The organism is Rhodococcus sp. EPR-147 (assembly GCF_001647185.1).
Lineage (GTDB): Bacteria > Actinomycetota > Actinomycetes > Mycobacteriales > Mycobacteriaceae > Rhodococcoides.
In genome coordinates this window covers 1-11908 of the sequence record NZ_LVCU01000079.1, presented here as the reverse complement: position 1 = coordinate 11908, position 11908 = coordinate 1, and the positions used below count along the sequence as shown (strand labels likewise).

The 11908-nt window shown below is 59.7% G+C and carries 11 protein-coding genes and 1 pseudogene; 4 read left to right on the top strand and 8 right to left on the bottom strand.

Annotated features, from left to right (window positions below):
• Positions 1-27: 27 nt before the first annotated feature.
• The 6 genes from A2J02_RS04115 to A2J02_RS04095 all read right to left on the bottom strand — a co-directional run bounded on the left by A2J02_RS04115 (position 28) and on the right by A2J02_RS04095 (position 6430).
• Positions 28-501 (bottom strand): ArsR/SmtB family transcription factor, encoded by a 474-nt coding sequence (locus A2J02_RS04115; RefSeq protein ID WP_068047162.1) that lies wholly within the window; start codon positions 499-501, stop codon positions 28-30.
• Positions 498-1604: a serine hydrolase gene (locus tag A2J02_RS04110; RefSeq protein WP_068047160.1), complete on the bottom strand. Its 1107-nt coding sequence runs from the start codon at positions 1602-1604 to the stop codon at positions 498-500. The genes A2J02_RS04115 and A2J02_RS04110 overlap by 4 nt, the downstream gene beginning before the upstream one ends.
• Before the next feature lie 1889 nt (positions 1605-3493).
• Positions 3494-3640: a hypothetical protein gene (locus A2J02_RS27570; protein ID WP_156516078.1), complete on the bottom strand. Its 147-nt coding sequence runs from the start codon at positions 3638-3640 to the stop codon at positions 3494-3496.
• Positions 3641-3831: 191 nt separating this feature from the next.
• Positions 3832-4458, bottom strand: a complete 627-nt coding sequence (locus A2J02_RS27565) for a hypothetical protein (RefSeq protein WP_156516077.1) — start codon at positions 4456-4458, stop codon at positions 3832-3834.
• 402 nt (positions 4459-4860) lie between these two features.
• Complete coding sequence (locus A2J02_RS04100; protein ID WP_068047156.1) at positions 4861-5634, bottom strand: 8-oxoguanine DNA glycosylase OGG fold protein; 774 nt, start codon at positions 5632-5634, stop codon at positions 4861-4863.
• Positions 5635-5815: 181 nt separating this feature from the next.
• Entirely contained in the window at positions 5816-6430 is a 615-nt protein-coding gene (locus A2J02_RS04095) for a uracil-DNA glycosylase (RefSeq protein ID WP_068047154.1), read from the bottom strand.
• Positions 6431-6625: 195 nt separating this feature from the next.
• On the opposite strand from A2J02_RS04095, the gene A2J02_RS04090 reads away from it, so the two are divergent.
• From A2J02_RS04090 to A2J02_RS04075, 4 genes are all read left to right on the top strand, one after another.
• A complete protein-coding gene (locus A2J02_RS04090; RefSeq protein ID WP_068047151.1) occupies positions 6626-7927 on the top strand; it encodes a hypothetical protein in 1302 nt (433 codons plus the stop codon).
• Positions 7928-8205: 278 nt separating this feature from the next.
• A complete protein-coding gene (locus A2J02_RS04085) occupies positions 8206-9222 on the top strand; it encodes a hypothetical protein (RefSeq protein WP_231893666.1) in 1017 nt (338 codons plus the stop codon).
• Positions 9219-9575 carry a hypothetical protein gene (locus tag A2J02_RS04080; protein ID WP_068047145.1) on the top strand — a complete coding sequence of 119 codons (357 nt, stop codon included), beginning with the start codon at positions 9219-9221 and terminating at the stop codon, positions 9573-9575. The genes A2J02_RS04085 and A2J02_RS04080 overlap by 4 nt, the downstream gene beginning before the upstream one ends.
• On the top strand, positions 9572-10576 hold the full coding sequence (locus A2J02_RS04075) for an HNH endonuclease (protein WP_068047139.1): 1005 nt from the start codon (positions 9572-9574) through the stop codon (positions 10574-10576). The genes A2J02_RS04080 and A2J02_RS04075 overlap by 4 nt, the downstream gene beginning before the upstream one ends.
• 32 nt (positions 10577-10608) lie before the next feature.
• Here A2J02_RS04075 and A2J02_RS04070 read toward each other — a convergent pair whose 3' ends face one another.
• Together A2J02_RS04070 and A2J02_RS04060 are read right to left on the bottom strand one after the other, a co-directional pair.
• A complete protein-coding gene (locus tag A2J02_RS04070) occupies positions 10609-11097 on the bottom strand; it encodes a type ISP restriction/modification enzyme (RefSeq protein ID WP_068047136.1) in 489 nt (162 codons plus the stop codon).
• A gap of 470 nt (positions 11098-11567) precedes the next feature.
• Positions 11568-11908 (bottom strand): annotated as a pseudogene (locus A2J02_RS04060) (hypothetical protein); the annotation flags it as partial.

Sequence of the window (11908 nt, the reverse complement as noted above, 5' to 3'; positions counted from 1 at the left end):
TACCCTGACACGCGGTGTTGTAGGCGGTCAGGTACCGAGATCGCCTGCGATATCGGCGGCGGCGAGCATCGAAACCAGGAGCGGCACAACTCGTTTGGCGGCGATTCGATAGTCTCCGCGGCCGTGTTGCTCGACGATGTTCGCCGAACTCAGCGTCTTGAGGTGGTGATAGATCTGGCCGGACGAGCCGAGTCCTACTGATGCGAGGAGATCCGCAGCGTTCGCAGGGCCTCGCAGCAGCGTTCGCACGATCTGCAGTCGCACCGGATGTCCCAAAGCGGCAAGCACTTCCGATGCGGAGGGAATAGGTAGGTCCACGATGGCGTCGGGGGAGTAGCCGATGTCCCAGCGGACCGTGCCGTGCAAATGCACGTCCCCTTGGTAGGCGATCATGCCGCCTGTCGACGGGGCGGCATCGAGCTGCTGGGGAGCGTCGCGTCGTTCCAGCTCGGCGACGCGCGCCTCCAACTCTGCCAGTCTCGACTCGAACTCGGTGCTCACACCACGCAGGCTATCCGGTCGAGCACGTCCGACGATTGCATCGCCTCGAGGATGAGTTGCTGCTGTACGCCGAATTGGGTCATGGCCTGATCGAATCTGTCCGCGGGGAGGCCATCGATCAGCCACACTGCCGTGGCGACTGTTCCGTCGTTGCGGCGCAGCTCGAATCCCTGGGTCAGAACACCGGGGAGGCTGCCGCCTTTGAAGCCGATACCGCGAACGCTGTCACCTGCTGGTTGCCATTCCAGTTGGCGGAGAATGGTGTCGGATGCCGCGCCGTAGGTCCCGTCCGTGAAGGCGCGATACATTCCGTTCAGTTCTTCGGCCGAACCGCCGCGGAAACTGCTCTCGACCCTGGACGCCTGGTCTTCGTAGGTGGGCAGTTGCACGGACGCCTCGACCTGGGTCCGGAACTGCGGGTCGAATGCCCACTTCTGTGCGGTCTCCCAGCGTTCCGCGTCGGCGAGTGCGGGGTCGAACAGCGACAGCATGTCGGCCACCATGCTCGGTAGCTCGAAGTTCTCCCAGTCTCCGGTTGCTGCGGCGTCGACGAGTGCCTGATCGCCGAGTCGATATCGCAGGTAGTCGGGCACCGAGTTGTCGCTCTCCTGGATCATGGCCGAGACCATGTCGTCGATGCGGACCGTGGCGTTGGGGTCGGGTGCGTTGGTGCCGGCGTTGGCAATGCCCAACCGGGTCAAGGCCTTCGGATGCGCGTTGGCGTCGGTACCGGGTACGTACCACCGCTCCCAATCCGATAGAGCCACTTGCTCGTTCGGGTCGATGGTGCCGTTCGCGACTGCCTGGGCGTAGGCGGCGAGATGCACCACCTTGATTGCGGATGCAAGTACCTGCTCCTGGTCGGCGCGATGTTCGACGGTTCGGCCGCGCCCGTCGTCGATGACGAGGCTGACGGTGTCGGGCGCTTGATCGATCAGTCCGATCCATCCGTCCTCGGTGGCGAGGTCGGTGGACGTGACGGGAGCGCAGTCCTCCGGCGTCGGGGTAGTGGTGGTCGCTGCGGTTGCGTCGGTGTCGGTGGCGCATCCGCCCACCAACAGAGCAGCTACACAGGCTGTCGAGATCCAGGTCGAGCGACGCATCGAGTTCTCCCATCGGCTATTCCGTAATTCCGGAATAACCATAGAACGCGAGGTGCGGCGCGGCAACCCCTCCACCGCACTCCAGCCGTTCAGAACAAGGTGGGCGCGGTGTAGCGGCCGTGTCGTGCCTCGTTCAACCTTGAACTCGGCCGGAGTAGGCGATCTATCGGGGTTGGTCGATGCGTGCCGGCACCTGGTGGATTACTCGATGGGTTTCGCGAACCTTGATCGGCAAGGCACTAACCTTGACTAGCACCGCGCGGTCGGCCACTTACTGCAGTCGCCAAATCACCGCAGACTCGGCCGTCGCGTGACAGCATCGCGAGAGTAATTGCAGCAAGAAAGCCGGCAGGTAGTTTGTGGTGAACGATTAGCGGTGACGACACCGTTGTAGCAGCCATGCTCGACCGCCTACTTATCGATGGTCGGTGTCTCCTGTGATTCGTACCGGCTCCGCGGTCGCAGCTCACACTCGGAGATGCTCCGCAATGCTGTCACCGGGACCCGTCAACCGCTAATGTGATCACCGTTAGTCGGTTAAGCACTTTCGCTGAGCGAGGTTAAGCATTTTTGATAAGTTCCATCATCTGCGCCGCCAAGAACGAGCACTCGAAGAAGGTGCTCGGGTGGGGCGCGGCCGATCACCTGCTCTCCGGGCTGTTACTTGACACGTTGGACTTGGATGTCGGCGAGCTTGGCGGAAAGTTTACGGGCACAATCATGCCCTTAGGCAGGGGGACGCGATGTATTAATTGGACCATGAAGCAGGAACGTGAACTCCACGGGTCGCGGCGTTCGATTGGAGCAACCGGCTTACTGGGTAAGTGCAGGAGCACAGAGCCTGTGGTCGACGTTCGAACATCAACACCTGCTACCGACACACCTTCCGCCTGTGGCGCAAAATTGGCTACTGCAGTCGATAAATTGATTAATTCTTGCGATACTTTCTGTACGGATACGATAGTAGGCCTGCTCAACCCAACCGCTTTAAGAAACAGTCACCGACCACGTCTATCATGGCCACGCAATCTCAATTAACTTTTTAGTGTGGACCCGACTGGAAAGCGATTTACAGCGAGAACGCAGCTATGCAGCTACTGTTTTCTGAGTTCGAGCCGGCGCACTTACACGACCGATCAGATAAGAGGGGAAGCTCAAGTGAGCGCACAACCACGCTCGGTGTCATCTCAGCCTTCAAGACCTATCCGAACCTTCTGCACCCTCGGTCAGCCAAATGGCCGAGATCTTGAATTTTCACCATTCGTCGCAACAGATGGGCTTCCGCGATGGATTAACGTGAGGCCGCCGCGGGCTATAAAATCAGGCGACAACATTAACGCACGCAAGTGTTTTGACAGTATTTGGCGCTGCGATGACGGACGATCAACCGCCTGGACTCAGGCAACCGTTCATACTCATGTGATCTTTGGATCGCCCACCAGGCGCTCTTGGACACTTTCGAGAACCGACATCGAGGAACACGGACAACACTCCCATGGCGGGAGCCGACAGGTAAGGGCACGCCGGTGGGACTGGCAAGAAGACGAGCGCCTAGTAAGCCCCTTCGATTGGGAAAAAGAACGGCGCGTTCCCCTCTCTGTCTCTGACCGTTATCTGATCGACGACAAAAAGGTAAGGATATCCTTCCAGGCTATGGGGTCGGATCAATATGCAGACAATGAAAAATCTCAAAGGCCTTCCGAATCAAGCCGAAACCAGCTTGATCCAATAATTACGATCGGCTCGACTGCACCGATTGAAACGTCTGATCGAACAATAAGCACTTCGGACGATCTACATATACTTCAGACGCCGTTAGGGTCATCAATCGCCGGCGGCCTAGTGAGCGCATTGGTATCGCACTATTTTGGGTGGAGCTGAAAGACATGTCAATCGACTTTGGTGCTGGCGGCGCTCATGTTGCCCCACTGATCGTCGGGGTCGCGTCGTTTGCGGCCACTGACCCGTAATCGCGGCACCTGCACCGCGGCAACGCGGCGTGCATCAAACCGCTCGTCGCCGGCGGCGGGATCCACCTCGCAGCCGTTGAGCTAGCGGGATGAAATGCGCAAGCGACGAAGACCAACCAAGCTCGGTGCTGCGCATGGCCCGCTCTCTTCCTTCACCGCCCATGGGAACTTGGCGATCAGGGACATTCCGACGACAGGCGTGTCGGGCCGGCCGGACCAGGTCGAGTTCGGGTAGGCGACGAGAGTATGGGAAGGCCCTAGCCTGTGACTTCGATTATGTTTGCTTTGAGCACCAGTGCTGTTTCGTTCCCTCCCAATGTCGTCGTGTATGTCTGACTTCCCATAATTTCTGCGTACAGCGTTACTATGTCCTTATCGACGACGTCTCGCCCGACGGTCGGATCGAAGTTCACTATCGTATTGAGGTCGAAGTCATACCACTGGGTACCGCCGACTGCTGAGGTGTTCGCACGAAACATGGAACTTCCGGTGACAGAGTCGAATTGAGTTATGTATCCGTACAGGACAAACCGTTTTCCTTTTTCCGCGTCTGGATTGCGGGCCAGCACGGCATATTCGCGTTCGCCGATCGCGGCGTAGGTCTGACGGTCCAATCTGGTTGCCTGTGCGTCGACGGAAGCTTGCCGAGACTCCATCGTCACCCGACTGGCCTCGACCGCAGCAGCATTTGGATTCGTCGTGCTGGTAGTAGTTCGTGACGGTGACTTGGTAGCAGTTTCGCTGGGCTGTCCGGGCCCACCTCGGTCTTGTGCGCCGGTCGGGGATGGTGGGAGTGTCCGCGTGGTGGTTTGAGCAGCGCGCACGTCACCCTCGCCCTCACCTGCGCCACCAACCGCCACCCCCAGGAAAAACACGACTGCCATCGCTGCTCCCGCAATTGCGGACTGCGGCAACGTCAACGGCCACTTCCGCGAGCTAGGTTGCTTCTCGACGATTAGTCGCCACATCTTCCCATCCCAGTAGCAACCGTCATTCTCATGGCGGCCGGTCTCGGAGTTGAACGATCCTGACCCGGGAGGAGGCTCCATCTCGCGTATCGCTTTCTCGTGACCGACTTTTGGGCAGATTACCCGTGCAGCCGATTTAGTCGCAGGAAATCGTCACGACAGCTCCGCGGCCAGAATGGTGGTCCAGGCTGGAGCAATGACTGCTCGCAATCAATGTGCAGTGAGTCTGTTCTACATCTGAGTTGCTTGACTACCCGTCCAGACCTTGATCCGTGGCGATGTGCGACAACCGCTCTGCGTAGCTGCTGGCTTGGCCGCTCAGAACAACGTGGGGGCGGTGTAGCGACCGTGTCGTGCTTCGTTGAGCCGGGCGCTCCAGCGCTGCACGAGCCACATTTCGACGAGTTCGGGGCTGGTGCCGATGACGGTGGCCCATGCGGTGATGAGTTCGACGTAGCGGTCGTAGCGACGACGAGTGAATCCGGTGACGGACGGATCTTCGAGCCATCCTTCGTGGATGAGGGTCGAGACTCCGTATTGGTCGATCAGTTGTGCCGACCCGCCGTAGACCGAGGCCTTCACCGCCCACAGGAACGTGGCCATCAGGGACATCCCGACGCCGGGTGCATCGGGCCATCCTGACCAGGTCGAGTTCGGATGATCGGGCACTGCGCGGTTGCGTACGCAGCTGTCGAGCACAGCGAGAGTCTTGGCGACGGGGTTCTCATCGGGACGGCTGAGGTGCGGGTTCATGACGTCCGGGAAACGTCGCATCGCTCTGCGGTGCCGGTGACTGCCCTGCCAGGCTGCGCAGAGAAACAGCAGGCCGAGCGAATCATGTTCCCCTACAGCCAGATCGGTTCCGATACGAAGATCGTTGCGCTGCACGGTGGCACCGCCGTACTCGACGATCTCTCCGTCGAGGTTGCGGCCGCGCAGCCGAAGATCGTGTCCTGCCCGGTCGAGGTGGCCGTTCCACCAATCCAGGTCAACCTCCACACCGTCGTCGAGGACATGCAGGTCGTAGCTGCGGTGCTGACACCACTGCACACAGGCTTGTGGTGGCGGGAACCCCTCGTCGAGTCGTGACATACCGCCATCGAAGCATCGGGTACCGACAGATTCGTCGGCGTTTCCCGATGTCCCTGCGCACTGGCGGTCACATATGGATGGGGTCTGGTAGGCGATCGGAGCAAACAGGGGAGTGCCGGTGACCGTTGCTGACAGGCCAGTTCAACCGGCAGGTGCATCTGGGAGCGTGACCGGCTGGTGTCTATCGAAGCATCTCCGCGACCTGTGCGATCGCGGACTCGAAGCGCTCGCGTCCGCCGCCCGTGTTCAACCCCCGTGCCGAACAGTGAGGAATCTTCCCAGGGACGACATAGAGATCCCGGTCGATTCCTGAACGCGCCCAACCGTCACGAGCTGCGGCACCGAGCAAGAGAACGATCTCTATTCGTGGGCACAACTCGACGAAAGCCTTCGTCCATTTCACAGATCGAGTTCGCTCGGCAGGGGTGGAACCGCCATTCTTGATGCCTGCGACGGGGAAGGGAACTACATTCCAGTGGACCACGTCGGCATGTGAGACACCGTGGCGTTCATATGCTTCACGGCAATTGCGAGCCGTGCGGTCGTTGTTGTCCAGGCTCAGCAGCCCCGAACCGGTGCCGCTCTCAGCCTTGGTGGAAGGGTTGTCGAGGAGCACTAACATACGAGCACCGATACCACCCTGGTCTGGATCGACGTAGGGAACGTGGCCGTGCGGGAGACCGACGGAATCTGCGATGACGTCAGCCAGTGAGTTCAGCGGCCGGACGTGCGGGTCTCTAATGCGAGCAATTTTTTCGGCCACCACATCAGGGTCGGCGTTGCGTCCGTTCGGCATGCGATAAGGATTGCACGCGCTTCCGACACGAGTGATGTTCTTCGGTGGGGACTCCACACAGCCGACCGGCCTAGACGACCGATTCTGGCGTGAATTGCACGGACAGCGTAGAGCTGGCCGCCAGCGTCCGGCACATCCAGACGAACCGGTCGGTGTGTTCGGTTATGGTGTGCAACAACGCGAGGAAGGCGACCGATGTTAGAAAGCAAGTCAGAGATTCCGTTCTGGACACTAGCGACGAAAGAAGCCGTGGCACCGCTCGTCACAACAGAGGACTCGATGACGACGGCGCGTCTGAACGAGTTGCGCACAGTACTGGCCGCATTGGTCGATGCGCCTCTCGCGACACTGGAAGCGCATCCGATGCCGAAGTCCGCCGACCTGTCAGGCGGTGTGCATCTCGAGAGCATGAGTCCGCTCGCGACACACCTCTCCCAGTTGATCAGCCAAACTGCCAAGTCGGGTGGCAGTGGTGTCGCGGATACAGGTGGTGAGGTGCTGTATCGCATGGTCGTGCCGGCGAAGGTGGCCGCCCAGTTTGGTAGCGGAGTCGTCAAATCCATGACATCCAAGGTCGCGACAGGCGGAGTCCACAGCGCTCTAGTGGGTTCGTCCGGCATAGCAGCCCAAGCGACGTTTGTTCCTGTTGCGGGTTCGGCTGCTGCTGGTGCTGTAGGTGGGTCGGCCGCTACGGCCGGCGCAGCTGTCGTCGGCGCAAGCGCCCTTACCGTCGCGGCCCCGTTGGTTGTCATGGCGGTAGCAGTCGGGCTCAACGCCCGCGCCGAGCGCAATCGCCAGCAGGCTCTCGACACGATCACGGAGATGCTCGGTGAGTTGAAGGACAACGCACTCACGGGCGAACGATCTGCGCTGAATGCGTGCATCCCTATTATCGACGCCGCCTCGGCAGTTCTTCTCGACGAAGGACGAATCGGGGCATCACTCGGTCTGGACACGGCGGTCTTTCACATCAATGTTGGGCTTGCGAATGCTGAAACACGGCTCGCTGCTTGGGAATCGGCTTTCGCGGGCTTCAAGGACGGCCGCGTCGAAATTCCTGAGCTCGAGAAGGCATTCAAAGGAATCGGCGGGCAAGGTGGAGAATTTCGTACTCACCTTGAATTGGCTAAGCTCTCGATCGACTTGAAGCAGCGGGTAACTGTTCTTCAGGCCGTCGAACACGCACAATCAGATCCGTCGAACTTGTTCGAGAGTTTCACTCGCGCGCTAAAGCTCCACGACCAACGCGTCATTGCTTTGCAGCATCGTTTGTCGCGGCTTCTGCAGGGGTTGTCGAGTCTTGAAGTCGACCGATCGCATGGTGTACGCGACGTCGTGTTCAAGTCCAGCGCCGTGGATGCACTCCTGAGGACTTCACGCCGAGTACGCGAACTGCAGAACTCGGTCGAGCATCCCGGCGTACAGCCGGATGTCGCCATTGAGATTGCGCGTCAACGAGATGGTTCTATCGTCGTTCTGCCGGCACATTCGGCTTGATCGAACTTGACGAGGTGGCGGTTCCACCAATCCAGATCAACTCCTCACCGTCGTCGAGGACATGCAGGTCGTAGCTGCGCGGTGCTGACACCACTGCACACAGGCCGTGGGAGGCGGAAACCCCTCGTCGAGTCGTGACATACCGCCATCGAAGCATCGGGTACCGACACATCCGGTGGCGTTTTCGATGTCCCTGCGAACTGTCGGCACCATATGGAACTGTGGGGTCTGGTTAGCCATCAGAACGAACAGGGGAGTGCCGGTGACCGTTGCCGACAATGCTGTCGACAGGCCACTCGTCGACGTGGACGTGGGCACCGATTGCTGGACGTCTGGCCGCGTGGGCCACTCTCGAATTCGCGGCGCGAGAGGCCGATGAGACCGTCAAGAACGTCGACGCGGCCAAGAGGTGGATCGCCTCGCATGCACAGCAGTTGAGGGATCAGCGGCTTGCTCCGATTGCCGAGCAGGCGCGCGACATCTGGGCGGAGTTGCGGCAGGAAAGCAATGTCGACATCGGTGCTATCAACTTGGTGGGCCACAACACCAGCAGGCGAGTGGTGATGACCGGCTCGGTCGACGGCGTGGAGTCCGAGGCACTGTCGGTGATGAGTCAGGGTGAGCTGCATGCGTTGGCATTGGCACTGTTCATACCGAGAGCGACCACGCCGAACAGTCCGTTCCGATTCATCGTGCTGGACGATCCGATCCAGGCGATGGATCCGGCGAAGATCGACGGCTTCATCAAGGTGTTGTCGACGCTCGCGAAGACCAGGCAGGTCATCGTGTTCTCGCACGATGATCGATTGGCCACTGCGATCAGGCAACTCGCAGTCGATGCGCCGCTCGTCGAGGTGATGCGCGAACCAGGTTCCAACATCAGTGTTTCCGAGACGCAGAATCAAGCGACCCGGTATTTCAATGATGTGCGGGCACTGGTGTTGGACGAGTATGTGCCCGACGACGTCAAGCGGCGGGTCGCACCCGGCTTGTTCAGGTTGGCTCTGGAATCGGCTGCGCAGCAGGTGTTCTATGCGAAGCAACACCGGGCGGGGGAGTCGCGGCTGGTGACCGAGGAGCGGTGGTCGGCAGTCCACAAGACTCGCAACAAGATTGCGCTCGCCGTGCACCAGGATTCCGAACGCGACCTATCGCAGTGGCTTGGCTTCCGCACCGAACGCTTCCCGACGCTCCATATCGCGAACGCCGGCACTCACAAAGGTGCAGATCGCCCGATCACCTGGGAAGTGGTGAACGACCTGAAGAAGATGGTCGACGGGATCCTCGCCGAATGACTACGACCACGTCACCGGCAGGAGCGCTGCGCAACGCCGAGCTTCTGCTCGACGGAAGTCATGGTGCTGCAGGCGGATCCGCACGCTTGGCAGCGTTCCTCGCTCGCCAGGCGTTGGAGGAATTGGTAATCGAGCGTTGCGTGGCGTTGGGCGTCGACATCGAACGGCCGAGTATGCGATCGCGGTTGGTGATTCTGCGGTCGCTCGACACAGCCGAGAACGCCGATGCTGCTGCAATGGCGTGGAGCAGATTGAGCAACGCATGCCACCACCATGCATATGAATTGGCACCCACGGTCGCCGAAGTGCGGCACCTCTGCGGTGTAGTCGCGATTCTGTTGGAAGGCGAATGACTACAGATTCAATGAGCTGCGGTGCGGCGGCGTTCATCGACCCGACCGACGACATGCTGCGACAGCAGTGGCTATCGGTTCTCGCTCGCGAACATGTCCCTGCGGGTACTAATCAGAAGAATTTTGTTCAGTGCGAAGTCGTGCTGTGCTTCTGTGCCTGTCTGGTAATGGACTACAGCAAATACGGAAGCGCATCTGCCTCTCGCGCGCCGTTCCCGGTGCAGGACCTGGCTCGGATATTCAAACGTCCGCCCACGTCGATTATCGCAAAGATGGCGAATCTTTACGGGACTCGATCACATGGCGGCAAGTACGACCTCGAAGTGGCCGAGCGGCTCCGAGATCTGGATCTGCTGAGAGGTCTCTACTTGCGGATATTTGATGTTGCTCGGTCCCTCGGCATCGATCAGGTCGAGTTGCCAGATTTTCTTCACCTTGAGGATGGTTTCGCTCTTCAGCTCGAGGGGCAGGCGGAACTCGATGTCAGCGTTGTCGAGAGCGAATTCGAAAGGATGCTGGACCAGCACAGGCAGAAACGTAGTACAGCTGCTGTGTTGCCGACGCAGAGAATGTTCACGTTCGCTGTGCGCGTCGGCCAGCATCGGTTCGCCCAGTCGGTTTTGCAGAATCACCAAAACTGTTGTGTCTTTTGTGGATTAAGCGGAACTATTGCGGGACGGCGTCGGCCGAGAATGATGGTGGCGAGTCATATCAAGCCGTGGCGTGATAGCTCCGACGATGAGCGGCTCGACTTCCGCAATGGGTTCACTGCGTGCCCTACTCACGATGTTGCGTTCGACACCGGGCTGATCACCGTTAATCAGGACCTCAGTGTGAGCTACGCGCCGGGAGTTGAGAGCGACGTGAGAGCAACCCCGGCTCTTCGGCATGCACTGGGCAAGCCGCCGCTGGGAGAGCGGATCTTCCTAGGACCAGACTCGGTCGCTCCGGAAATGTCATATCTGACCTGGCATCGGGAAAAGATCTACGTCGCTGTTTAGAACAGACCGCCGGTCTCGGCAATGTCCCCCGTTCAATGATGTGCGGCGCTACAGCTTGCCGCGATTGTCATAGCGAGGAAATCTGCGACCAGCCTTGGGCATCCGTGGCGGCGACTGATGTCGTTGGGGTCGAAAATCGTGCGTCCAGAGCTTGGATCCTTGACGAGCTGACACCGATCCAGGACCCAGCCGACGAGCGTGAGCTGCCCGAGGCGGACGGTATGAGCGTGTTCGGGGATCGCCGAGAACTCGATGTAGTCGTTGAAGCGAATTGCTGATCGGTCAGATCTGGCGTACTTCATCTTGTTCGTCTGCCACAGAGTCCAATCGTCGGTTTGAGTGGGTGCCGAGATGGTTTCCACGAGAGATATTGGCTCACTCCTGTCGAACGCATCGCTGATCACCCCGAGTTGCCGCACAGTGGTCGGAGTTAGGTCGAACTGCGGCGAACGCGGGATGCGGTCGCGGAAGATCACGTCGAACAGGTCGCCGAGTGCCTGCTGAGTCGATGTTTGCGTCATAGCGGCGAACAGTAGTCAACCGGTGTGCACAGGCACGCTCAAGAGGCTGTGGATCAGCGGGTAGCCCGAGTTGCCCGGTATGCCTATGAACTCGCGCCTACGGGGGACGAAGTACGGCATCTGTGTGGAGTCTCTCCACACTATTGGCGAGCAGCTGGCTATGGCCTCGAGGAGGGACGCAATCTCGCGGTTCGCGTTGGCACCCGGCGTCAGTCGGCACGTACGGCTGCTCGGGAGCGAGGGTGAGCAATGCGATCGCTGCGCCATCGCCGTAACCTGAGTCAGCCCTGTGGTGGACACGAGATCGAAGTCGTCGAACTTGGTTGCGGCGACCGATCAGGAGTTCGATAGTTGCAACTGCGAAAGGTCCTTCGCCGCGGCCGAATCTTTTCATGGAGAAGGACGAGTTCTACAGCACGACAGTACATTCAGCGACCGAAACTCACGCTTCTATCGTCCGTGTATCCAGTCTAGAAAAGCGTCTGGTCCGCGGGGACGAGTTGGTCGGCGAATCGATAGTTGCAACCGATGTCGATCATCTCGCTCGGGTCTTGCTTGTCCCGGAACCACGTGACACAGGTTTCCGCGGCTAGGCGACGGTCCTTGGTGAACAGGTACCCGTCGGTACAGTCGTCGAAGTGTTCCTGCAGGTACCACTTGTCGAGAGTGATTGCCGCAGTCGAGTAGTCGGCGAGCAGTAGATGTCCGAGCTCTATACGGGAGCGGCGAACAAGGAATACCTCGTCCTCCATAACCTGGAGTTGAGCACACGGGACGTCGTCGGGCTCGTGTTCGCTGGGGATGTAGTCGT